At 33.8% G+C, this 25,686-nt stretch carries 19 protein-coding genes and 1 tRNA gene; 12 read left to right on the top strand and 8 right to left on the bottom strand.

Annotated elements, in window-relative coordinates; translation table 11 throughout:
• Positions 1-47 precede the first annotated feature (47 nt).
• The 8 genes from SUDEN_RS06345 (at position 48) to SUDEN_RS06310 (ending at position 8,134) form a co-directional block, all read left to right on the top strand.
• Positions 48-1,952, top strand: coding sequence for a flagellar assembly protein A (locus SUDEN_RS06345; protein ID WP_011372840.1), 1,905 nt, complete (start codon positions 48-50; stop codon positions 1,950-1,952).
• Entirely contained in the window at positions 1,949-2,515 is a 567-nt protein-coding gene (gene ruvA, locus SUDEN_RS06340; protein WP_011372839.1) for a Holliday junction branch migration protein RuvA, read from the top strand. Before SUDEN_RS06345 ends, ruvA begins: the two co-directional genes overlap by 4 nt.
• Before the next feature lie 12 nt (positions 2,516-2,527).
• The gene (locus SUDEN_RS06335; RefSeq protein WP_011372838.1) at positions 2,528-3,565 is read left to right on the top strand and encodes a D-alanine--D-alanine ligase; all 1,038 of its coding nucleotides are present in this window, start codon (positions 2,528-2,530) and stop codon (positions 3,563-3,565) included.
• Complete coding sequence (locus tag SUDEN_RS06330; protein WP_011372837.1) at positions 3,565-4,302, top strand: alpha/beta fold hydrolase; 738 nt, start codon at positions 3,565-3,567, stop codon at positions 4,300-4,302. Before SUDEN_RS06335 ends, SUDEN_RS06330 begins: the two co-directional genes overlap by 1 nt.
• Entirely contained in the window at positions 4,302-5,747 is a 1,446-nt protein-coding gene (locus SUDEN_RS06325; protein WP_011372836.1) for a Mur ligase family protein, read from the top strand. Before SUDEN_RS06330 ends, SUDEN_RS06325 begins: the two co-directional genes overlap by 1 nt.
• An 11-nt stretch (positions 5,748-5,758) precedes the next feature.
• On the top strand, positions 5,759-6,238 hold the full coding sequence (locus tag SUDEN_RS06320) for a TRAP transporter small permease subunit (RefSeq protein ID WP_041672262.1): 480 nt from the start codon (positions 5,759-5,761) through the stop codon (positions 6,236-6,238).
• Positions 6,235-7,518, top strand: coding sequence for a TRAP transporter large permease (locus tag SUDEN_RS06315; protein ID WP_011372834.1), 1,284 nt, complete (start codon positions 6,235-6,237; stop codon positions 7,516-7,518). The genes SUDEN_RS06320 and SUDEN_RS06315 overlap by 4 nt, the downstream gene beginning before the upstream one ends.
• Positions 7,519-7,639: 121 nt before the next feature.
• Positions 7,640-8,134, top strand: coding sequence for an HIT family protein (locus SUDEN_RS06310; protein WP_011372833.1), 495 nt, complete (start codon positions 7,640-7,642; stop codon positions 8,132-8,134).
• 10 nt (positions 8,135-8,144) lie between these two features.
• Here the strand turns inward: SUDEN_RS06310 and SUDEN_RS06305 are convergent.
• Positions 8,145-8,218, bottom strand: a tRNA-Gln gene (locus tag SUDEN_RS06305).
• A gap of 155 nt (positions 8,219-8,373) precedes the next feature.
• On the opposite strand from SUDEN_RS06305, the gene SUDEN_RS06300 reads away from it, so the two are divergent.
• The 4 genes from SUDEN_RS06300 to SUDEN_RS06285 all read left to right on the top strand — a co-directional run bounded on the left by SUDEN_RS06300 (position 8,374) and on the right by SUDEN_RS06285 (position 16,567).
• Positions 8,374-9,354 (top strand): DUF2156 domain-containing protein, encoded by a 981-nt coding sequence (locus SUDEN_RS06300; RefSeq protein ID WP_011372832.1) that lies wholly within the window; start codon positions 8,374-8,376, stop codon positions 9,352-9,354.
• Entirely contained in the window at positions 9,351-9,779 is a 429-nt protein-coding gene (gene rimI, locus SUDEN_RS06295; protein ID WP_011372831.1) for a ribosomal protein S18-alanine N-acetyltransferase, read from the top strand. Before SUDEN_RS06300 ends, rimI begins: the two co-directional genes overlap by 4 nt.
• Before the next feature lie 206 nt (positions 9,780-9,985).
• Entirely contained in the window at positions 9,986-15,580 is a 5,595-nt protein-coding gene (locus tag SUDEN_RS06290; protein WP_011372830.1) for a hemolysin-type calcium-binding region, read from the top strand.
• A 177-nt stretch (positions 15,581-15,757) separates the two neighbouring features.
• Positions 15,758-16,567: an HDOD domain-containing protein gene (locus SUDEN_RS06285; protein ID WP_011372829.1), complete on the top strand. Its 810-nt coding sequence runs from the start codon at positions 15,758-15,760 to the stop codon at positions 16,565-16,567.
• 3 nt (positions 16,568-16,570) lie between these two features.
• Here the strand turns inward: SUDEN_RS06285 and SUDEN_RS06280 are convergent, their stop codons facing one another.
• The 7 genes from SUDEN_RS06280 to SUDEN_RS06250 are packed head-to-tail and all read right to left on the bottom strand — an operon-like array spanning position 16,571 to position 25,586.
• Entirely contained in the window at positions 16,571-17,482 is a 912-nt protein-coding gene (locus SUDEN_RS06280; protein ID WP_011372828.1) for a tetratricopeptide repeat protein, read from the bottom strand.
• Positions 17,479-17,958: a hypothetical protein gene (locus SUDEN_RS06275; RefSeq protein WP_011372827.1), complete on the bottom strand. Its 480-nt coding sequence runs from the start codon at positions 17,956-17,958 to the stop codon at positions 17,479-17,481. The genes SUDEN_RS06280 and SUDEN_RS06275 overlap by 4 nt, the downstream gene beginning before the upstream one ends.
• A gap of 10 nt (positions 17,959-17,968) precedes the next feature.
• The gene (locus tag SUDEN_RS06270) at positions 17,969-20,044 is read right to left on the bottom strand and encodes an EAL domain-containing protein (protein WP_011372826.1); all 2,076 of its coding nucleotides are present in this window, start codon (positions 20,042-20,044) and stop codon (positions 17,969-17,971) included.
• Entirely contained in the window at positions 20,041-22,815 is a 2,775-nt protein-coding gene (locus SUDEN_RS06265; RefSeq protein ID WP_011372825.1) for a TolC family protein, read from the bottom strand. Before SUDEN_RS06265 ends, SUDEN_RS06270 begins: the two co-directional genes overlap by 4 nt.
• Positions 22,815-23,525, bottom strand: coding sequence for a hypothetical protein (locus SUDEN_RS06260; RefSeq protein WP_011372824.1), 711 nt, complete (start codon positions 23,523-23,525; stop codon positions 22,815-22,817). Before SUDEN_RS06260 ends, SUDEN_RS06265 begins: the two co-directional genes overlap by 1 nt.
• 4 nt (positions 23,526-23,529) lie before the next feature.
• Positions 23,530-24,618, bottom strand: coding sequence for a MotA/TolQ/ExbB proton channel (locus SUDEN_RS06255; RefSeq protein WP_011372823.1), 1,089 nt, complete (start codon positions 24,616-24,618; stop codon positions 23,530-23,532).
• Positions 24,619-24,632: 14 nt separating this feature from the next.
• The gene (locus SUDEN_RS06250) at positions 24,633-25,586 is read right to left on the bottom strand and encodes a hypothetical protein (protein ID WP_011372822.1); all 954 of its coding nucleotides are present in this window, start codon (positions 25,584-25,586) and stop codon (positions 24,633-24,635) included.
• Between the last annotated feature and the right edge of the window lie 100 nt (positions 25,587-25,686).

Raw genomic sequence — 25,686 nt, 5'->3', positions numbered from 1 at the left:
ATAGAGTGTTTATTTTTTTTAAACAATTTAAACTTAGGCAGGAAAATATGGCAATATTTGGTTCTAGTAGCGATACTAAAGAAATAGTAAAAATAATCCGACCTACTGTCATAAAAACTCAAAATGTTGCTAAAGAGCTCATTGAAATAGCAAAGAAAAATGGAGTAAGTGTAAACAGTTTAGATTTTGACATACTAGCTGTTCAGACATTTATGAGAATAAATAAAGAAAATATAGAGTCTGATTGGGAAGAGATAAACAAAAACGAACTACACGAACTAGATGATATTGTATCAATTTTAAATAAATTTTTTCAAATTAAACAGACGTATGAGATAGAGGTTTACTCAAAAGATGAGAATGATATTTTTAAAAATTTTCATGCTGCTGTTGGAGCAAATGCTACAAAATGCAAAGTTTATCTAAGCATAAAAGAGGGTTCAGAAGTTTCAATAACACCAAAGTTTGAGGATGAGTTTTTAAAATATATAAATAAAAGCAAGATTCGTGCAGGAGTTCTTTTATATATTTTTGATGAGATGGTTCCTGAGTTAGTATCTAGGGTTTCGGCGATGGCTAAAGTAGCTGGAGTTATAAAGTATGATAAAAATCAAACTATACTTATAGCTGAATCGTATGAGCCAACACCTACAACAAATGATGAGCTTATAAAGCATTATGAAAGAGAGAATCCAGTTGAGGAGAATGAGAGGGTTGACCACTCCAGACGAGGATTTATTCATAGTGCTGTAGAGGGTGATTTGCTCTTAGAATATATAAAACCAAAAAAAGGTAAACCTGGACGAAATTGCCGTGGTGAGTTTATGGAACCTTTAGAGCCCGTAATAAAATATGCACCGGACTTTACGGTAGATGATACGATAGAAGTCATAGATAGTAAAGATAATATCTTATATAAAGCAAAAATTAGCGGGTATATAAGCTTAGAAGCAAAAAAATATCAGATAAAATCTGAGATGGATGTAGGCGAAATATCTTTTAAAACAACAGGCTCAATTATAACAGGGCTTGATTCGGATGTCTCTTTAAGCGTGCAAGAGAATGACTCTCAAAAAGATGCCATAGGAAGTGGTATGGAGGTTCAGGTAAGTGAGATAGATATAAAAGGAAATGTGGGTCCAAACTCAAAAGTTCATGCAAAAAGAGCAACAGTAGATGGGCAAACGCATAAAACATCACAAATTACAGCTACTAACTTGACTATAAATGTGCATAAAGGAAGTGCTATAGGTGAGAATATCAAAATCACACGATTAGAACATGGCATTGTTGATGGAAAGAAGGTTGAGATTGCTCAGGCTCTTGGTGGAAATATAAGAGCAAAAGATATAGAAATTGGAGTATGTGCATCATATGTTAAAGCAACAGCTTCAAGACTTATTGAGATAAAAAAACTAGTAGGAAGTGAAAATATATTTACAATTGATCCGCTTTTGCAAAAAGAGAAGATTGAAGATTTTAGTGATAACAGAAATGAGATAAATGAGCTAAAATCTGCTATTGATGAGGTTAAAAAAGAGATAGACAGATACAAAAAACTAGTTAAAGACAACACAGACGCTTTTAATGAGGTTAAACAAAGATTGATGCATTACAAAAAAAATGGAATAAAAATGCCATCATCTTTTGTAACAAAATATAAACAGTTTTTAAAGGCTCAAGAACACTTAGAGACCATAGTAAACGAGTACAAAGTTAAAAATGACAAACTGCTTCTGCTAACTACAAAAACTGCCTCTTTTCAGGATAATATTTTTGATGCAAGAATTATAAATAGAGATAAATGGAGCGGACATAATGAGCTTATTTTTAAACTCGTTGATCCGCCTATAGAACTTAGTTATAAACCGCAAAAAGATTCAATAGATAAGATATTTGCAGTTGTAGAGTCCGATGATGGAATTTATGAGATAAGGGCGGTAAAAGAGTGATAGTCGGAGTCAGAGGAGTTCTTGTCTCAAAAGAGCCATCATTTGTACATGTAGATGTAGGCGGTGTTGTTTATGAAGTTTTTATATCATTGCAGAGTTTTTCTGCTTTGAGCGGCAATGAGGTTAAGCTATTTACTTCACATGTAATTAGAGAAGATGCTCAGTTGCTTTATGGATTTTTAGAACTTGGTGAAAAAAAACTCTTCGAGCGTCTTATCAAGATAAACGGAGTAGGTCCAAAAGTGGCGATGGCTATCTGCTCTACATATACGCCCTCTCAATTTGCAGTTGTCTTAAACAACAAAGATATAACAGCCGTTCAAAGAGTTCCAGGAATTGGTCCTAAGAGTGCAGGGCGGATTTTAGTTGAGCTTAGCGGTTTTGATACTGAGTTAATTATATCTGCAAGTGAGCCAAAGAGTCTAGCGGTAGCTCAAGCGAGTGAAGCACTAGAATCATTAGGGTTTAAAAAAGATAAAATTTCAAAAGCACTAGGTTCATGTAGTGCAGTTGATACAGCCATATTAGTAAAAGAGGCACTAAAGCTTCTACAAACAATTTAAAAGAGGTATATATTGAAGTTAACTATTTTATTCGGCGGTGCTAGTTTCGAGCATGAAATCAGCATAGTAAGTGCAATTACACTTAAAGAAAAGCTATCAAATTTTGAGTTAAATTTTATTTTTTGTGACCAAGACCATACGTTTTATCTGATTAACGCATCAAAAATGAGAGCAACAACCTTCTCAAGAGGTGAATATAAAAAGATGCCAAAACTCACTCTCTCTCATGGCTCTTTTGTTCAAAAAAGTCTCTTTGGTTCTGTAGATATTAGCGGAACTGTTTTAAACCTTATCCATGGTGGAGATGGGGAGGATGGAACTATTGCAGCAATCCTCGATTTTTTCTCTATCAAGTACATTGGACCAAGAGTTGATGCGAGTGTCTTCTCTTATGATAAAAGATACACAAAATGGCTTTGTCATGCAAGAGGTGTTAAATGTGTAGAATCACAAGAGTTAAGCTCAAGTGAACACTCAAATATAAAAATAGCATATCCAATTATCGTAAAACCATCACGTCTTGGAAGCTCTATTGGTGTGAGTATAGTAAAAGATGAGAGTAAGCTTGATTATGCTCTTGATAGTGCATTTGAATTTGATAATACTGTTATAGTTGAGCCGTTTTTAGAAGGTGTAAAAGAGTATAACTTGGCTGGTTTTAGTGCAGGTAAAAAGTTCTACTTCTCCATAATTGAAGAGCCACAAAAAGAGGAGTTTTTGGATTTTGAGAAAAAATATATGGACTTCTCAAGAAGTGGAAATGTAGATAGCGCAGAGATAAGCAAAGAGTTAGAGTCAAAACTAAGAGCAAGTTTTGAGAAAGTTTATAAAAATCTCTTTGAAGGTGCACTAATTAGATGTGACTTTTTTGTAGTTAATGGCGAGGTGTTTCTAAATGAGATAAATCCAATTCCAGGGTCTATGGCAAACTACCTTTTTGATGATTTCGGGGGCTCTTTAAAACTTCTTGCAAACTCACTTCCACATACAAAAAGAGCTAAAGTAACTTATGAGTATATTCACTCAATATCTAAAGCCAAAGGGAAGTAATGGCCCTAAAGTCAATACAGTTCAATCAACACACCCTAGAGATAAGTTATGAGATAATAAATCCAGAGGCAAGTGTTGATATGATAGTTTTGCATGGTTGGGGAAGCAATAAAGCTCTTATGAAACAGGCTTTTGCTCCATATTTAGATGCCTTTAGACACATATATATAGATTTGCCAGGATTTGGAGGCTCTACATGTAACCTTGCATTAGAGACGAAAGATTATGCAAGAATAGTAGAGCTGTTATTGATTCATCTAAATGGTTCAAAAGATATAGTCGTAGGTCACTCATTTGGCGGAAAAGTGGCACTTCTGCTTGAGCCATCAGTTTTAGTTTTACTCTCAAGCGCTGGAATTTATAGACAAAAATCTCTAAAAGTAAGAGCAAAAATAGTACTCTTTAAATTTTTAAAACTATTTGGATTAAGCAAATTTAGAGAGTTTTTTGTAGCAGAGGATGCCAAAAAACTAAGTGAGCCTATGTATCAAACTTTTAAAAATGTCGTAGATGAGGACTTTTCAAAAGAGTTTGCCTCTTATAGCGGTAAAGCTCTTTTGTGCTGGGGAAGAGATGACACTGCAACACCGCTCTCTAGTGCAAAAATGATACAAAAACTCATAAAAGATTCAACGCTTAATGTTTATGATGGAGACCACTACTTCTTTTTACATCATGCAAAAGATGTATCACAAAATATAGAAAACAGATTTTTAAAAACATTGGAACATAAATAATGCAAGACTATGAAATTTTAATAGCATTTGTAACAAACACGCTTTTTGTAACCGTTTTAGGATGGTACCTCATTACAAACCTTCAGTGGTATGATTACAAAATCTCTCGTGTAGTCTTAAAACACCATAAGCCACAGTGGCATATTATCTACTTTTTTATTCCATTTATAGCTTACTATACAACTGGGAAATTTTTTATAATATTTTTCTTTTTTGCTATATTACCTGCGATTTTTTTGTGGCATAAAAAACTAGATAAAAAACTTATTCTTACATGGAGGGTGAAGAGATTTTTGATACTTCTTATCTCTTTGACTCTTTTTCAAAACATACTCTGTATGCTCAAAGAAGCATGTGAGGTTTTTGGAGTCTTTATGCCGCTTTTAGTGGCTTATGCTGGGAGTTTTGCTGTAGAGAAGTTCTTATTTGAATCTTTTAAAAAAGAGGCAAAGAAAAAACTACAAAGTATGGAAAAACTTCAAATTGTTGCTATTACTGGAAGTTATGGAAAAACAAGTATTAAAAACTTTTTATATGAGATTCTTAGTAAAAAATATAGAGTCTATGCAACTCCAAGAAGTGTAAATACATTAGGCGGAATAATCAAAGATATAAATGAGTCTTTGCCCAATGAGAGTGAAATCTATATCTGCGAAGCAGGAGCGAGAGAGAGTGGAGATATCTATGAGATTACAACTTTTCTAGAGCCTCAAAATGTTGTTGTTGGAAAAGTAGGGCTAGCTCATATTGAGTACTTTAAAACTCTGCAAAATATTATCTCTACAAAATTAGAGATTATGAAATCTCCAAGACTACAGCGTGCATTTATCCATACTTCAGTGACTGATGAACCTCATGAGAAGGTGACTTTTTTTGGTAATGAGATACAAAACATAGATGCAAAACTAGATGGAACTGATTTTGAAATCCATCTTGATAATGAAATTTTATCACTCCATACCAATGTTTTAGGCTCATTTCAAACAATGAACATAGCAGTTGCTATTAGAATCGCTAAAACTTTTGGGATGAGCAATGATGAGATAATAGAAGCGGTTAGAGGTTTAAAACCAGTTGAACATAGACTCCAGATGATAAAAGCTGGTGGAAAACTAATCCTAGATGATGGATATAACGGAAATATAGACGGAATGCTAGAAGCTGTAAGACTCTGCTCTTTACATGAGGGAAGAAAAGTTATAGTAACTCCAGGGCTTGTTGAGAGCAGCAATGAGTTAAATCTAAAACTTATTGAAGCGATAAATAGCGTCTTTGATATAGTTATAGTTACAGGTAGCCTAAATGCTGAACTCTTTAGTAAAAATTTAAATGTAAAAAATAAAATAATGCTTCATGATAAGACAAAAATAGAGTCTCTTTTATCATCACAAACAAGAGCAGGAGATATCATTTTGTTTGCAAATGATGCACCTAACTTTATATAGATGGATTGAATTTGATAGACAAAACCATAAAATATTTAGGCTATTTTACAGCTATTGTATTGGCTGTTTTGGTTCTTCTTGTTGTTTATGATGCGATGGCTAGATATCTTTTTTCCACAGGTTCTGTCGCACTTCAAGAGCTTGAGTGGCATCTTTTTGATATTGTTATACTTTTTGCAATTGCATATACGCTTAGAGAAGGCGCACATGTAAGAGTCGATATATTTTATGCCTCTTTTAGCCAAAAAACAAAACTACTTATAAACACTATCTCCTCGCTCTTTTTTATACTCCCTTTTTCACTCTTAATTATTTACATCGGGATTGATTTTGTTTCGATGAGTTTTATCCAAAATGAGGCTTCTTCAAATCCAGGAGGGCTTGAGCATAGATTTTTAGTAAAATCACTTATGCCTCTCTCTTTTATTTTTTTACTTCTTCAGGCCATTAAAGATACTAAAGATGACTACATGAAATGGAGAGCCGCATGATGGCTCTTCTTATGTTTGTTGTTGTTTTAGCGCTTCTTATGGTTGGTATTCCAGTTGCGTTTGTATTTGGAACAGTGTCAATATTTTTCGCCTTTTTTATACCTGAGATTGGGCTGGAAATCTTCTCAACGCTCCCTTTTCGTATCTATGGAATTATGTCAAATACAACACTTATCGCTGTTCCTCTTTTTATCGCCATGGGTTTGGTTTTGGAGAAGTCACTTATGGCAGAAAAACTACTCGTTGCTATGAGCTCTGCGTTTCGTACTCTCCGTGGTGGTTTGGCTGTTAGTGTCGTGCTAGTTGGAGCAATGCTCGCTGCTTCAACAGGAGTTGTATCAGCTAGTGTTGTTATGATGAGTGTAATTGCGCTTCCTTTGATGCTTAGGGCAGGTTATGATAAAAGCTTAGCAAGTGGAACAATAGCTGCGAGTGGAACACTTGGACAGATAATACCTCCTTCAATTATTTTGATTATTTTAGGCGATGTTATGAGCGTTAGTGTTGGTGAACTCTTTATAGGCGCTGTTTTACCAGGTCTTTTATTGGTACTGCTTTACATAATTTATATCTTGATTTTCTCATATTTAAAACCAGAAGTTGCTCCTGTTGCAAAGGATGTAAAAGAGGTTACTTTTAAAGAGATAATGACAGCAGTAACTCCGCCTATGCTTTTGATGGTTTCTGTTTTGGGAACAATCTTTGCAGGGATAGCCTCTCCAACAGAATCAGCTGCTTTTGGGGTTATAGGTGCGTTTTTATTGTCATATTTCAACAAATCACTAAATTATGAGATGATAAAATACGCCTCTCTTGAGAGTGTAAAGCTTAGCGGTATGATTTTTATGATTTTGATAGGGGCAACAGCTTTTTCTCTGGTCTTTAATGAGCTTGGCGGAAGTGACTTGATACTAGAGTTTTTCTCTCAAGATATAGGGGATGTCTGGTTTTTTATTGCTGTTGCAATGCTTAGTATATTTATACTTGGTTTTTTTATAGATTTTATAGAGATAAGTTTTATCATAGTTCCGATTTTACTTCCAGTTATGAACGCTTTTGGGATAGACCCACTCTGGTTTGCTATACTCATAGCGTTAAATCTTCAAGCTTCATTTTTAACACCACCCTTTGGACTCTCTCTATTTTTTTTAAAAGGAGTAGCAGGAGATAGCATAAAAACACTCGAGATATATAAAGGCATCATCCCTTTTATACTTCTTCAGCTTTTAGCTCTTATTTTAGTTATGATATTTCCAGATTTAGTTTTTGCTTTTGTTTAATTTAAACACAAAGAGGAAGTAATTCCTCTTTGTTACGCTACCCGCTGAGGCACTAAAGCTAGCCTCTTGCAAGGCAGAGTATTTTAAGTAAAATAATGATTTTTTAACAAGGAAAAATAGCATGAAAGATATTTTATATGCACCGTGGCGAGATGAGTACATAAACGACAAAGAGATAAAAGGGTGCGTTTTTTGCCATATTAGCCAACATGCAGGTGAAGATGAGGAGCTACATGTACTCTATAGAGATGAGAGCTGTTTTATAGTTATGAATCGCTACCCATATACTCCTGGGCATTTTATGATTATCCCACATCTGCATACAGATAAACTTGAATTGTTGCCCAGTGAAGCATGGCTACATGTAAGTGATTTGGCTCAAAAGTGTGTTCGTCTTTTAAAAGAGGGATTTGGTGCCGATGGAGTAAATATTGGTATGAACCTAGGGATTGCAGGGGGTGCTGGGATTGCAGAGCATATACATATGCACTTAGTTCCACGTTGGAGCAGAGATACTAACTTTATGACTTCTATTGCCCAAAATAGAGTTTATTCAACAGATTTTATCAGAGTTTATAAAAAAATCAAGGATTTAATCCCAAGCTATATAAGCTAGGAGTTTGTTGTGGATGGGGTAAAGGGATTCGAACCCCTGATGACTGGACCAAAACCAGTTGCCTTACCGCTTGGCTATACCCCAATAGTATAAACGCTTTTGCGAGGGTGGAATTATAAATATTCTACACTTATAATTAACTTAATAATTAAAAAAAAGTAGTTAAAAAATAGTTGCTTAAATGATATAAAAAGTGTGTATGATTGCATCTATAATTTATAAAATAAGAGAGATTTTTTATGGGAAGTTTAACAGTTAATAAGCAAAAATTAAAACGATTTACAATCTACACAAAGCCTATTATGGAGAGTTATCTCTCAAAGCTCAGCGTAGATTTAAGTGACTATACTTTTGCTGCAAATTTTATCTGGCTTGCTAACTCTAGCGGCTTTTATGCCATCATAAATAAATCTTTTTGCCTCTTTGTTATGACTGGCGGTGAGCTAACAATGCTCCTTCCTCCTTTGGGCAAGAAAAAAAATATCACTCAAGCAATGATAAAATGTTTTGAAGTGATGAATGCAAACAATTCATCTCCATACTACTCTCGAATAGACTATGTTCAAGGTTCAATGTTAGATGATTTTATTCAAAGTGCTGATCAAGCTAACAGTATGTTTGAGATGCTTGAGAGTTATATAGTAGAGAAAAAATTAGTGGATTATGTTTATGAAGTTGATGCTCTGATTGATTTAAGAGGAAATAGTTATCACACTAAGCGAACAGAGATAAATAAGTTTATGAAGTCTTATCCTGATTATGTCATAGAGAAACTAGATAGTGCTAAACACAAAGATGAGATTATGCACCTCTTTAACAAATGGGTATCAGATAGAGTAAAGTACATGCCAAAAGAGGAAGCGGAAGTTTTCTTAGAGGGGATTCACCAAGAGCGTCATGCTATAAAACAGATGATAAAAAACTACGATGAGCTTATGTTATTGGGGCTTGTAATCTACATAAATGGTGAATTAAAAGGCTTTACAGTTGGTGAGCGCATAAGTCATGATACTGCAACAGTTATAATCGAGAAAACGGACTTTGAAATTTTAGGCTGCGCACAATTTATCTTTAGAGAGTTTTCAAAAATGCTAAAAGAGCATTATGAAGTGGCTTATATAAATGTTGGTGATGATATGGGATTTGAAAATCTACGTAAGGTTAAAATGTCTTATCGCCCATTTAAGTTAGTACCAAAATATACAATATATCAAAAATGAAAATTCGCAAAGCAGAGCTTAGTGATTCTTCAGAGCTATTTGCTCTGGAGCAAAAACTCTTCTTAAGCAAAAACTATCCTCTCTCAAGAGGCTCATTTTGCTATCACATTAAAAACAACATGTTATTTGTAGCAGAGATTGATAATATCATAGCAGGCTATATATTAGTTTTGATAAAACGTAAAAATGCCAAACTCTACTCCATAGGAGTTAAAGAGGAGTTTCGCGGTAGAAAAATAGCTCAAAAACTCTTAGAATTTAGCATAAAAAAACTCTCAAGTATTGGCTTTGATTCTTTATTGCTTGAAGTAAGGGTAGATAATGAAGTAGCAATAAATCTATATAAAAAAATTGGTTTTAGTATAAAAAAAAATCTAAATGAATTTTATCTAGATGGTTGCGATGCTTATTTAATGGAGCTTTAGAAGTAAACAAAGTTATATTTACTTACTCAATTTTTAGTTTTTTAACGTTTACGGCTACTCTATTATTGAAATCTCCAAGATATATACTCTGCACACGAAAGCGCAAATAAACTTAAAAGATTATTTTTAACAATACTAAAAGATTATTTTTATGAACAACCTGCTAAAATAGAAGCATATTCGCATATAATTCAATGGAGATTATCATGGCATTAGAAGTAAATAGCAAAAGTATAGAGTACAAAGACAATAAAGTTATTATAAAGAGCATGCCAAAAGATGGCGAGAATCTATCAGTTTTTATAAGACCGGGAGACGAAGTTGTTTTTGATATAGATGGTGTTACTTCTGATGAACTCGATTATGCTCTTGTTGGTGGAGATATCGTTGTTGAGTTTCCAGGACTTGGTGCTTTAACGTTCCCATCTATGGGATTAATGAGCTTTAGCAGTAATCCTCCTCAGTTTAATTTTAGCGGAAAATTATTTTCGGTAGAAAATCTTCTCTCAAAAATTCAAGAGATAAATGAGCTCCCTATTACTTCTGTTGATGCCAGTTTTAAGGTTAGGGTGAGCGATACTGATGAAGATAAAGGATTGATGCACAATAAGCCAGACATGGCATCTCCAGCTCCAATCATCATAGTCCCACAATCTCAAGTTTTACCAGATTCCTACAATAAAAAAGAAGATTTTACTCAAACTCAACAAGAGGTTAGAAAAGATTATAGAAGCGATTCCGAAGCTATAGCAAAAAGCAACACTGTACCAAATTCCTACACAAAACCGTATGCAAGCTACGCAAAACCAAATGATTTTGATGCCTATAAACCTAAAGAGGAGATGATTCCAAAGCCAGATGTGGAGATGATTCCAAAGCCAGATGTGGAGATGATTCCAAAGCCAGATTATGAAACTATGCCAAAAAATGATTTCACTGACTATTTTCCAGAAAATAATTATACTGGTTATGGCGATGGCAACGGAGATGGCGTTGGACCTGGAGAAGGAATCCCAAGTTTTGGGTTTAAAGCAACTGCGCATCAAGTAAGGTTTAGTGAAGTCTTAAATGCAGATAACACACCTGAAATATTAGGTGGTGGCGGAAGCGTGGCTGGATATAAGTTTGACTCTGTTAGTGATCAGTACAAACCAGAGACCATAGACATAAGCAATAGAACTGAAAATATGGTTATAAGAGCTGAAAATAGCGACTACTTTAGTAATGCTCCTTCAGCTAAAACAGGAGTAAATGTTTTAACTTTTAAAGACCTAGCAAATGGAGAATCAGTCACTATAGATGGACTTACTCTAACTGCTAGTGGGGCTATTAGTGCAGCGGCTGTTGCCACAGGATTTGCAAGTTTAGCAGCAAGTTCAGATGGAATTTTAAATACAGTAACTAACGGTGCATGGAGCGGAACATTATCCGCTGGATGGAGTTCTGCTGCTGCAGCTGGAGATAAAGTCACTTTTACAAGTACAGCAGCAAATAATAATATAACTACTTTTGTAACCTCTTCATTAGGCTCAACACCAGTAGATGTCGTTCATTCAGAACCTTCTACAGATGTTTATTTATCAAGAGTTTTACGTTTTGAGCCTAATATGCCTGAGGGTTTTTATGTTGATAGCTTCTCTATCAGTGGTCTTCCTTCTGGGGTTAAGATTTTAGATAAAGATTCCAATGAAATATCTGGTTCTAATATTTCAAAAGAGAATATGATTTTTAAAAATGCACTAGGTGAAGTTATTGCATATGATAGCGTAGATTTTTTGACTAACTTTAAAAGTGCAGAATTTACTATAAAATATCCAAACAATATATCAGCTCCATTTAATGTCTCCATAACTGCTAACTACAAAGTAGATGCAGCTTTTGCTGATAGTGTAACAGAGAGTGAGCAGTCTTTCACGAATGAGTACACTTTTGCACTAAAAGATATAACTTCTGCTGATGATTATACATATAAAAAAGCTGATTTCGCAGGTGGCAAAGATGAGGGATTTATCTTATCAAAAGAACCAAACTACAACATTATAAAAGATGGTAGCGGAGATAACATCATATATGGCGGAATAGTAAAAGATGTTGTTTATGACGCTGCAGGAGATGATACTTACTACCTTAGTGCAGGCGATGATACTCTTTATGGTGGAAGCGGAACAAATCGTATATATGGCGATAATGATAATGGTAGTGCCGAGACTAAAAAATATGATGGTAAAGATACCGTCAGTTATGAAAATGTAAATAGTTTTGGGATTAGTGAAATTGAGCTTCTTAGCAATGAGGGGGCTATCACTGCACAAGAGAGTCAAAAATTAGGTGGCTCGTATGATGAAGACAGTGATCCAAGCACATCCAATCCGCTAAATGTAGATATGTTAGTCTCTTACAAAGGTGTGTATGTTGACTTAGATGGCGTACATGTAGATGGTTTAAATATTGATGTTGATGGTGATGGTGATATAGATGCAGATGATAAAATAAATGCAATTTCAAAATTTGCCAACAGAGATGGGAGATTTACTTATGATGCTGATGGCTATGCAATTGGTACCTCTATAGGTAAAACAATAACTTTTACAAGCATAACGTCAAATGCGCAAGTTGATGATATTACTGTTGTAGCCTCAGGAGTAGAAACAGTTGCAGCACCTACAGCACTTGGTGTAGTATCTATTCAAGGAGTTGATGCAACTACAACAGAGAGTCATGAGATTACATTTCAAGATTTAATCGCTGGACAGTCTGTAACTGTAGATGGACTAAAACTAACTGCTACTGGAGCGATTTCTGCAGCTGATGTTGCTGCTGGTTTTTCCTCTCTTGATAATAGTGCTGCAACAGCTGGTTCTGCTGTAACTAACGGTACATGGAGTGGTGCAAAAACTACAGCATGGACTTCAGGCGGAGCCACTGGTGCTGTTGTGACTTTTACAAGCCAAACTGCGACAACAGCTGTTGATGACATAGTTACCGCATCAGCTGGTGTTAGTGGTATTGACACTCCAGCTATTGATGTTGCTATCACTCAAGGAAGTAGCGATATTGACACAAAACAGAGTGAAAAAGCAACTATTGTTTTTAAAGATTTGATAGCTGGACAATCACTTAGTGTTGGAGGATTAACACTAAGCGCAACGGGAGCCATTAGTGCGGCTAGTGTTGCGGCAGGCTTTGCTTCTTTAAGCGCTGGTGCAACTGCTGGTAACGCTGTGGCAAATGGTACTTGGAGTGGAACCCTTGGCTCTTTTTCATCATCAAAGCAGGAGAGTGGACTAGATAGCATTCAAGCAACTGGATATGATATTTATAAAGATATTGAAAATATTACGGGAAGTAAATACAACGATACTATTTATGGAAATTTAACTAAAGATAATACTCTTAGTGGACTTGGCGGAAGTGATACTATAGATGGCAGAGGTGGAAACAATAAACTCTATGGCGGAGATGGAGGCGATACTCTTATCTCTGGAAGCGGCAAAGATTATATAGATGGAGGAGCTGACACTGACACTGTAAGTTATGTAAATATGATTGAGGGTGTGAGAGTAAGACTTGATAGACCAAATGGTGAAGAGTATGATTATGCGCATCTCAATAGTGACCTTGTTAACGAAAAAGACAGGATTCTTAATGTAGAAAATATTACAGGTTCTTCATATGATGATACTATTTATGGGAATGCAAATACAAACTTTATCAAAGGTGGCGCTGGAGATGACCGCATCTTTGCTGGTGGAGGTTATGACTTCATAGATGGTGGAGCTGGAAGCGACTGGATAACATATAAACCTTCAGATTATGATTTCAATACTACTAAGCCTAGTTTTATGGAGACATTTCAAGGTATTACAGTTGATTTAAATAGTAGTGATTTTGTTATGGTAAAAGAGACAGCTACTGACAACTTGATAGATTTGATAAAAGATATAGAAAAAATTAGTGCAACTGATGGTATAGATAAAATATATGGTTCAAACAGTGCTGATGAAGAGTTTTGGGGATGGGGTGGAAATGATATACTTTATGGAAGAGGCGGAAATGACATACTTCATGGTGGAAGCGGAGATGATTACATCAGACCTGGACGTGGAGTTGATAAGAGTTATGGAGATACTGGAGATAACTATCTAGAGTTATATGATGATGGAGTAAAAGATAAAGCGTTTCAAGCTATTAGGCTTAACTCAGATGGTAAAGTTCAGCATAAACTTGTAGCTGGTGATGGCAGTTGGATTGATGGGTACAATTCTATTGATGGACTCGAAATTGCAGAAGGATTTAGCGGTATCGGTTTGGGCAATGGTACTAATGATGAGATACATGGAAATGAACTTGCTAATATCATTAATGGTTATGGCGGAGATGATGATATTTATGGTTATGGCGGAGATGATACCATTAGAGGTGGTTCTGGTAAAGATAAGATTTACGGTGGAGCTGGTAAAGACATAATATATGGTGATCAAGATGATGACACCATAGACGCAGGGGATGGAGATGACACTGTTTATGGTTATGGCAGATATACCACAGGTCAAACAAATAATGACAAAATAGATGGTGGAGATGGATTTGATACAATCGACTATAGCACAACTTCTGATGCGATAACGCTTAATTTAGGAAATGTTGTAGGTGGTTATGCAACAGTAGAGTTTCTATCAGCCACTGGAACAGCTGGAATATATAATGACTTAATCAAAAATTTTGAGTCAGTTGTCGGCTCAAGAGGAAATGATACTATAACTGCGAACGATAGTGGTATGACGCTAGATGGCTGGAGTGGAGTAGATAAGCTTTATGGTGGAGCTGGAGCTGATACTATCATAGCTAGAAATCAAGCAACTGAAATTTTAGATGGAGGAGGGGGTAGCGATACTCTTAAACTTGCGCAAAATGTTGATTTTAGAAATCAAACTATTAGTAATTTTGAGATATTGGAACTTGGAAGTTATAACTCTTACTTTAATCTATCTCAATGGAGTTTGAATAGCTTTACAAAAGTAGTCGGTGGAGATAATAGTAGAATCTACATGTATTCAACAAATACAGTTACTGATGATAATTTTAATTTTACTAACATTGACTTCAGTGATTTTAGTGGTAGCTTATATGTTTCTGGATACAACGGAAATGATACATATAATTTTACAGGTTCTACACTAAGTGCAAATATGAACTTCTACTTAGATGCTAGTAGTGGAACAGACACCCTGATAATGGGTGTAAATCAAACCATAAATATGCTAGACAACTACTACAACACATTTGAGACGTTTCAAATAGGTACAGATTCAAATTTAAACATTAAGGCTTATAACGATAATGGAAGAACTTTTTATGCTCACAACAAAGATTTTAGTGCTGTAGATGGTGATGTAAACCTTATTGGTGGAAGCGGAAATGATACTTTTTATGCAAATTATGAAGCACTTTTAGCTGGAAAACTAAATATTGATGGGGGAAGCGGCAGTGATATGGTTGATGTTAGAACAACTCAAACCAATGCAGCTTTGACATTTAATGATGCAGATATATTTAATAATATTGAAAGATTAGAACTTGACACAATTTCTAGTACAAATAGTATAAATATAGATGCAAGAGCTATGAAACAATGGATTGGCAGTTCAAGTGAACTCACACTTGATATAGCAAATAATACACAAGGTACTAAAGTCACTATTGACAATACCAAAGGTGATGATATGACAAACTTTACAATAGGACAAAGCTACACTATCACATTGGATGATAATACAAGTTTTGCTATGCATGTAGTTTAACTGAGTTGTGTTAATTAATTTAGCTAACAATAATACACAATCAAGTATAATAACAGCAACAAATGTGTAGCTTGTTAATGTGACAAACTTTGTTCTAAATAATGAATATGCTGTTACGTCAGTGGATGATAATAGTTTTGCGCTACATGTAGTTTAAAAAGATAAAATAGGGAAAAAATGAATAACGATATATTGGCTCAGATAGACTCACTTCCTCCTCTTCCACAAACGGTTATACATATAGAGGAGTTTAAAAACAAAGAGGACAAAAACCCAGCTGATTTGGCAAAAATCCTTGGTAAAGACCCTCTTATTCTCTCAACACTTCTAAAAGTTTCCAACTCTGCCATGTTTGGCTTTAAAAAAAAGATAGAGACACCTCAGATGGCGGTTAGCCTCTTGGGTGTAAACTTTACTATATCATTAGCTCTTGGTAGTGCTATTAAAAATCTTATAGAGACTTCACTAGAGCCTTATGGAGCTGATTCAAATAAGTTTTTGGAAACTGCATCTCAAGCTATTATAATGGCTTCAAAATGGGCTAGTGAGATAGATATTGAGCTAAGAGACAGATTGCTTTTACCTACATTTTTATTAGAGACTGGTAAGTTTATTATCGCTAGAATCATTAAAGAAAAAGGGCTAAGTGATGAGTTTTATGCTGATGTAAAAGATGCTGTAGATATCGCTAGTGTTGAGAAGAGATACATAGGTGCGTCCACATCTATGATTACTGCTGCAATATTTGAGAAATGGGGATTGTCTGAAGCGTTGGTAAATGATATTAGATATGTTGATGAACCATCACATCCTGAAAATAAAAGTCTGCTTGTATCACAAATTGTTCACACAGTAAACAGAGTTTGTAATATCGTCCATCCATTTAAAGAAGAGTCAATCAAGAGTGCAATAGAGTATGCAACATCTCTCTCACTAAAACCAGCTGAGTTAGAGCAAATTATTGCAGATATTAAAGAGAAGCAGTAGTTTTTATCTAAGCTTGTTCCTCTGCATAAATAAAGTGGCATCTTCATAGCCTGATTCTGAGGCTTTTTCCAGCCACTCTTTTGCTTTTATGGAATTTTTATTTACTCCATGTCCATAAAAGTAAAATACCCCAACTTGATAGAGCGCTTTTTGATAATTTTTAAGAGCTGCTCTCATGTACCACTCAAAAGCAATTTCTAAATTTTTTTTTACAATCAACCCCTCTGTATAGAAATCACCCAGCTTTGTCTGTGCATGTTGGCTTCCATTTTTAGCTGATCGCTCAAGCCAAAATAGTGTTTTAGAAGCGTCATAAGGCGTGTGTTCTGCTTTATAGTACATCATGGAGAGATTGTACTGTGCTATTGGGTCATCTTGCCATGCTGCTTCTTGAAACCAGTAAAAAGCTCTCTCCAAGTTGTAACCGATACCATTGCCAAAGTAATATAATTTAGCAAGATTGTTTTGTGCGATACTATTTCCTTGTAGCGCTGCTTTTTCATACCAAGAGGCTGCTTTTTTCATATTTTCACTAGTTGGGTTTTTCTCAAAAAATAGACCTAAATTTAGCTGTGCAGTAGCAAGTCCAGCATTAGCTGCCATCTCATAATATTTTTGTGCCAAAGAGCTGTTTTGAAGAGTTGCATCTCCATTGTCATACATTGTACCAAGGTTGTTTAGTGCCTCTAAATTTCCTTTATCTGAAGCTCTGTTATACCACTCAAAAGCCTTATTATGGTTCTTTTCGACACCAACTCCGTTAAAGTAGCTAAGACCTACATTAAACATGGCAGAAGAGTTTCCATCCTTTGCTTCTCTTAGGTATTTATCAAATGTCTTGGTTGAGTTTATATCTGCAAATAGTTGTGTGAATGCAAAAAAAAAGAGCGTTAAAAAAGGTAGTGCTTTTTTCATCTCTCAAGCTCAAATATCTCTTTATTCACTGAGCATAATGGATGATTTATATAAAATATGCCTCTAGGTGAGTAGATACATTCAATCCAATTATCATCAAAACCAAGTGCATACTCAATTCTGTTCCACATTAGTGTGTGTAAAAAACTATCTGATGATACATAAGAGTTCTCTTCATTAACTGTTGTAAAAATCTCTAAACTCATCTTTTGAGAATCACTATCGCTTAAGTATTTTGTTTTGAGCAAAATATTCTCAATCGATGTAGTGATATCTATAAAGCCAGAGGTAGATCGTTTACTTACATGTAGAGTGCTCCAGTTTGTATCGACTATAGTTTGGCTCTCAGCGGAGACAAAGATTTTTTTTATAGCGTTATATGCCAATTGTTCGTCTATGGAGTTGTACTCTCTTGATGAGATATCTGTCGCCTCTGCTAAACTAAAACATAAAATTAAAAATAGTACTCTCTTCATATCAAACCTCTTAATGACAATTTCCATAGACACCAAGCATCTCAAATGCCAGATAATCCTGCTCACTCTTTAGTGAATCACCTATAACTTTTATATCATGTGTATCTGAGAATAGTAAAATCTGCTTTACTACATGTTGTTTTGTGCTATCTTTTTTAAAGTCTTGGCAGAAGTTTCTATCTAGTTTTAAATATGATGGTTTAAGCTCTATTAGACTCTCTAGGCTTAAATCTGTCGGGTCATATTTTTTTATCATATTCTCAAGGTTGTGCGCCTTAAGTATTGAGTTAAAGTGTTTAAAATCTTCAAAATTACTAGCCACACTATAACAAGCGGAGGTAAATATAATATTTTTAATAAGAGGATTCTCTATAGCCATGGTCTCTAACCAAGATATAAAGAGTTTATTGGCAATTGAAGGAATTGATAAAACAACACAGATTTTATGCTCTAACCCTCCAAACTCTATCTGCTCTAAAACTTTGAGTATTAACGCCTTATCAAAATCAGCAACAACTCCAATCTTCTCTGCCACAGATATAAATTTACCAGTTGGTATATTTTCATATGTAAAACTATCTATAATTAGTGGTGAAACCTCTTGCATAAGGAGTTTAGGATTTTCTCCAAAAGTGAGCGTGTCATGAAGATACTGAAGTACAAAGTCATTTCTTTTAATAATATCTTTGACGCTTCCTTCTAATTTTTTATTAAATTCAGCTTGTTGCATTAAATCTACTATAAAGTATGATTTTGTTTTCTCTTTAAGTGCTACTTCATAAGCTTCCTGAGCACTCTGCATGATAGACTCGATAGTGCCATAATGGTCAAAAGGTGAAGCACCATAGTAGATAGCACGATCAAAGAAGTAGTATTTATCTCTTAGCGTATCTGTTAGCTCAAGAATATCTAGAAGAAACTTTTCAACTTTTTCTATAGAGTTTTCATATAGTATAATTGAGAATTCTCCACCGAAAAATCTATAAATTGCACCATTTCTATTTCGCTCTTTATTTATAAAATTATTTATTAACTGTGCAAAATCCTCAATCAAAGAATCTACAATTTCTGGTCCATGGTTTTTAGTAAATAGTCCAATTTTGTCTATCTTAAGATAGATAATGTAGCCATCTTTATTTGATATAAACATATATTTTAAATCATTCTCGAATGATTTTTTATTTGGAAGCCCAGTTAGCTCATCACTTCTCTCTTTTTGATAGATAATATCTTTGCTAACTGTTAGCTCATTTGAGACATTTATGAATTTTTTGCTTAACTCAATTGTATTTGCATAGAGATTTTTTAGCTCTTTAGAATTTGACTCCAAAGCAGACTCTTTTAACATCTTTCCTTTAATAATATTTTCAACATAATTATTTAAACCTTTTATGGAGTGTGAGAAGTTTTTAATTATAACGAATCTGTAAAAAAGGTAGCCAGAGAGTGCCATCATGCTCATAAATATAGATAAAGCGATTATAAATGTATAGAACTTATCTCTTAGTAACTCTCTATCAACTATAAAGTTATCTTTTATAAAAAGAGAGAAGTCATCTTCTTGTATCTCTTCAAAAGTAGCAGTTGAGTTTGTCTCATTTGTGCTTAAAACTACTCTATTTGTCGCAAAAGGTATAAGAAAATCTTTGATAATAGAATCTTTTATAGCTTGAAATTTTATCTCAACAGCCTCTTGTTTATCTTTAGACAGTTGTAGTGTATATATACCGCTATCATCAACTGAAATCTCTCCATCAGTGTTATCTACAGTAACATCACTTACAAACCATCCCGTACTGTTTAAAAAAACTTTTTTAAGTAGGATATCTTCACTAAAAGAGAGTTTTTTTAGTTGAAGTTTGACTTCACTTAGAGGGTTCGTTTGTTGCAGAGTTTTGATGCTGCTCTCAAATAGAGTAAGGTTAGTTACAGACTCTTTAGCGACTCTTAATACTTGAGCTTTTAGTATCTCTTTATCATGCGCTACTCTCTTTAGAGCTTCATCTTCTATATGATAATAATATAGGGCAGATGCAGAGCTAAAGAGAGTAATTAAAAAAAATATAAGAGAGATATATGTTTTCATTGTTTGTTAAATTTCTCATATAGCTCTTGTTTTAGAGCAATTTTTTCTATAACAGGGTTATATTTAGTCTTTATATCCCCAAGCGCATTTAGTGCCTCTTTAGCCTCATCATAAGTTGCGTAAACTCCCATCATAAGTTTTATCCATCGGCTATCTTTACCAAAGGCAAAAGCAAAACTACGCTGATCTATATTTGCATCTTTTACTACTCGCCCTGCAATTTCCATTGAAGATAGTGTTGTAATATTTATAGTAAAGAACTCTTTTGGAGCAGATAAAAACTCTTTTTTGAAGAGTTCATTTGTTGTAAATGGAATCTCAGCAACTTTAGTCTCTTTTGCTTCTTTTTTTGTTTTTACTTTTATAACTTCATCAGCATTTAAAAATGAGAGTTTAAAATAATCTCTAAAATCATTTTGTACTTTGCCAACACTCTCTATAGTTAAATCTGTAAATTCACTAAGCTCGGAGTTCATTGACTCTTTTGCCTCTTCTATACTATTGAAAATTCCATAAGCTATGTTAGTCTTGACCTTTTTGTTTTGGAAAAACTCATACATAAAAGATTTATCTTCAGCACTCAGTTCGGAGATTACTTTTAACGCATCTACAGGACTCTTTAATTTAGAAATTACTATTGTATAGCTTGATGGATTTTGAAGCAAAAAGCTCTCATTGAAAGATAAAAGAGTCTCGAGAGAGGAGTCTTCTTTAGTTACTCTCTCATCATTAGTTGCTGTTTCTTCTTGAGTCTTCTCCTCTTTAATATCTTTTTTAACTTCCTCTTTAACTATTGCTGACTCTTTTATAACTGCTATTTTAGGCTCTGCTTTTGCATCATCTTTTTTCGTATTACCAATAATGTTATTTTTTGCGCGGTAGTTTGCTTTTGCCATGTCAAGGAAGGCATCATCATTTATATCCATACCAAAGTAGTTTAATAAGTCTCCAAGAAGTCTAAGTATTTCAAAATAGTCTTTCATGCTATCTTGTTGTGTCTGTATAAAATCCAATTCTGCTGTATTTAGTTGTCTTTGAGCTTGAAGAAGGATATATAAATCTTGTTCTCCATGTTTAAAGCTTTCCCAGTAAGACGCAACCATACTTCTTGAAGCATTAACTTCACTCTCGACGTTACTCATATTGTTTTGAAGTGATGTAATAGATGTGTAAAATTTTTCCAAACTCCATTTAACTTTTCTGATTTCCGCCTCTTTATCGTATGATTTTTCTTTTAGCACAGAGTACGCTTTTAGATATTCAGCTTCATCTCTTCCGCCATTAAAGAGATTGTAGCTAAGCACCATTTTTGCATAATAGCTATCTTCAACATTTTCAAAATACTCTTTATCTGCTACTTTATCAATTCCAGCTACAAGATCAACTTTGGGTCTAAATGGAGATTTTAATTTTTTTAAGTTGTGCTTGGAACTCAATATATCATATTCAAATGAGCGTAAAGTATTATTGCATTTAAGTGAACTTTCCAACAAAGCATCAAAATCTCTAAGAGTAACTTGCGTCACTTTTTCATAAGGATACATATCTTTAAACGATTCACCTGCAATAAATTTAAAATACTCTAGAGCATTTGTATATCTTGAGGTTGTTCTTGAGAGTTGAGATTTTGCGTTTGATACACTTGCTTCTATATTGCTTAACTCTCCAATAGAGAGTGCACCAGCATCATATTTTATTTTAACTATCTCTAAAATTGTTTCAAGCTCTTCTATGTTTTTTTTGTTTGCTTCAAGAGCATCTCTTGAAAAAACAACATCTATATAGGAGTTAATCGCTTTTATAGACTCCTCTTCTAGGAGTCTCTCGAAATCTACTTTTGCGACAAGATAATTTGCTCTTAATTGTTCAACACTGTTTTGCGTCTCTCCTCCAGCATAAACATTTTGAGTAACTTTAAGTGAGTAGATTTCATCACCGTAATATTTGACTTTATTTAAAGCTCCATTCTCTTTGTCTCCTGGTCTTCGTTCTGTTTTTCCAAGCGTATAGATAGCGTCAACTGAAGGATAATAATTTGCAAATGCTATGTCTATATTTCGTTTTGCTTGTACCATTTTTTCTCTACTAGACAAAACCTTGTGACTAGCAGATATAGTTTGTAAAACAACATCAATAAGATCAACTTTTTTATCTTGCGGAGCTAAAACTTTAGGTTTTTTTACATCAACATTTATAATATTTTTTATTTCATATAGTTGTGAATTTTCGCTCTCTTTTGGTATATCTATTTTAATAATATTTTGAACGCTATTACTTAAATCTTGCTCACTTTTTACCTCTTTATTGCTCTTTTTTAGGAGGCTCTCATCTATGGTTGAGAGATTTAGCGAAATCTCTTCACTCTTAGGAGTGGTTCTATTATTTGCAAGATTATCCGTGGCTGGTTTATCAGACTCTTTTTTAGTCTCAGTTGAATCTTCAGCAGTTGAGCCTAAAATAATACCATCAGTTTTAAAAGAGAGTTTATCTGTTTTAAAAGCATCGGGATGATTTTTTTTAACATCCGCTAGTGTAGTGTTGTAAGATTCAGGGGTGATATTTACTACATATTGATTGTAATCATTCCCTTTTAGTGTCAATATGTCATATTTATCAGATATAGCTTTCACATTGTCTAACGCATTGTCGAGAGAGTTAAAAGAGCCTATTTTTATTGCAATTAAATCAGTATTTAACTCTGATTTTTTAATCTCTTTTGAATATGAAACAAAGGAAAATATAAAAAATATTAAAACAAAGGCTTTCTTCACTATTTTTTCCTATGAACTGTTATAACAGCATACCCTGAAGCATGATTTGTAACGTTTTTTAGTGGGATTTTATCTCTAAGTTTAATCATAACATCCTCATCTTTATACTCTCTATTTCTAAGTAAATTTCTTATATTTAAAACTCTTGAGAGTGCTATTTGCTTTCCTACTGAGGCACTTATCTGATTTTGCGGCTCTTTTATATATATCCAAATAGAGTGTTGTGGAAATTTTTCTTTAGCATCTAGTAAAAACTTGTCTATATCTTTGATGGATTTAGAGTCTAATATAACTTCACTATCTAAATATTTAACAACCATCCAATCTTCATGAAAAATATTATCCTGTCTAGTAAAGTTATTGCTAGTCCTGCTAAGGTCCACTCCAGCAACAGCTTCTAGCTCTTTTTTTGTATCATCTTTTACTATTTTAATAGTTTTTTCACTTATGATAGACTCTTTTTTCTTCTCTAAAGGTTCTTCTTCTTGTTCTCGTTCTTTAACTTTTTTATCTAAAACAGGTACTGCTTTATCTACTGTTTGCTCAATTGCAATAGTTCCAGTGTAAGATACTTTATACTTAAATTGTGCATAATATGTGATGTTTACGATAAGAATTATCATAAACATAAGTACAACCATAATAACTGAGGCAAATAAATCCACAAAGCTAGGCCAAGGGTTAAATGGTTCTACTCTTTTTCTAGCCATTATACTAAGCCTTAGGCTCTGTATTTAATTTGTTAAGAAGTTCACTCAGCAGTTGATTATTTTTCTCTTGCAACTCAAGCATAGCCTTTATGCTTCTTCCTGAGTTTATAGTAGCTGAAGAGAGGTCTTGAATGGAGTCAACAAGTGATGAAGAACTTTGATACTGGTTTATATTTAAATCTTTAATGCCATTTGAGATATTCTCAAGTGCTGCCATCTCATCTTTTGCCGCTTTTGATTCGCCATCTATGCTTTGAGATAATACTTTTAGGATTGTTTCATTTGATTTATTAGATTTATCCATGCTTTGTGTAAATTCACTAATTTTCTCTGTAAATAGAGCCATGATTTGTGACATAGAACCACCACCACTTGTAACAACTCCATCATCAGAGCTAACAGCTGATTCAATAACCAAAGAGTTTATCCAATCCGAAACATCTTCTGTAAACATGGCTTGGTTTTTTTCTAAAATATACCCTTTAACACTTAAGATAATAGCAGAAGCAACGCCAAAAAGAGATGAACCAAAACCGACAGACATGCCTGAAATTGGTCCATTTAACCTTTTCATTACATCACCAATGTTTACATCACCTTGAAGTGATAAAACTATTCTTGCCATTTCGTTAAGTGCCATCAAAAGCCCTGCAAATGTTCCAAGGAGACCTATCATTAAACATGTACTGATAAAAAAGCTGATATAACTTTTTTGATTTGTAAATTTATCTTCAAGCCAGACAGAGACATCTTTTACTTCAGAGTGCGTAAAATAGACACTCTCATGAGAAGCTCTTTTTGCAAACATTTGTGCAATATTTTCTGGAAATATCTTATCTATTCCTTTTAAATAAAACTCTAAAGATTGACCTTTTTTATAACGCATAACAGCAAAAGTTCCAGTGAGCATAACTAACTCTAAAGAGGCTTTAGCAATTATGACAAATCCAATAGTAAAGGTTGTTAAAACAGCAACATTAAATGTTATTGTTGTAAAAAAGAACTCATATAGAGTTGAAAAATTGGAATATACAATAAAGAAAATAAATAGCCATAAAACGCCATAAATTTTAAGTATTTTTAATCTTCTCATTATCTCTAGCCTCTTTAAAACATAAACAGAAGTAGTGAAACAATTAGCCCAAGAGCAATTGAAACTACCTGATTTGTCATTTTGTTAGCCATTTTGATAAATCCACCATCTTTCTCAACACTCTCTCCAAATACAAGAATACCTATGTCCACACCACTAGTATCCCTAAGAAGTAAGCCATTTATGAAAAACTCTTGACCTATTACATACTCACCATTAGTTATATTTTGTAGAGCGTTTTCATCAAGAGAAGCAATAGAAGAGACAAAATTATTTTCATGTACTTTAGTGTTAACTAGATGGTTTTTCCCTACCTCTTTGTAGATACCATCTTTACTTTGTTGAGAAATCAGAGCTATCATTTTTGTATCTAGTAAAAATGCAAACTGTTTATTTGTTATATCAAAACTCTCTTTTATAGAGTAGATATTCTCTTTAATTTCTAAAACTCCTATAACATTGTTGTTTTTTATAATAGGCTGTAAATATACATAAAAAATCCCATCAAAAAGGACCTCTACCCCAAATATACTATTTTTATTTTGGATGGTAGAAATTATAGAGTTGCGAAGAACTTCACTATTGTTTGCTAGTGAATGAAATTTAAAAATCATTATATTGCTATCTTGTTGAGCTATTTTTGCATTTAATTCATTCTGAAATTGAGAAATTCCAGCTGCATCATTTTTCTCTATTTTATCTATAATAGAGTTGTCATTAATAAGAACAGTAGCGAGCTTTTGAAGTTTTTTCTCTTTAAGCTTCTCTAGGTCTTTATACTTAAGTGCAAACTCTTTTGTTTGACTTATATATACCTCTTGCGAAACGCTATCTGTTGTTATTATTAGAATGGTTATTGAGAGAGTAACGCCTAATGATGCAATAATAAAAAGAGAGGTAAACCACAATCTTTTATTATTTTTTAACTTAGATAAAAAATCTTGAATCATCTTTATAAATCCAAACACTACAACACCTCTTTTACAAAACTAATAGCAACTTTCGAACCCATAAATATCCTTAGATAAAATTTTAAATACAAAAAAAAACAGTTCAAAACATTATAGC

The sequence above is a fragment of the Sulfurimonas denitrificans DSM 1251 genome (assembly GCF_000012965.1).
Classification (GTDB): domain Bacteria; phylum Campylobacterota; class Campylobacteria; order Campylobacterales; family Sulfurimonadaceae; genus Sulfurimonas; species Sulfurimonas denitrificans.
This window is presented reverse-complemented; position numbering and strand designations above follow the sequence as displayed.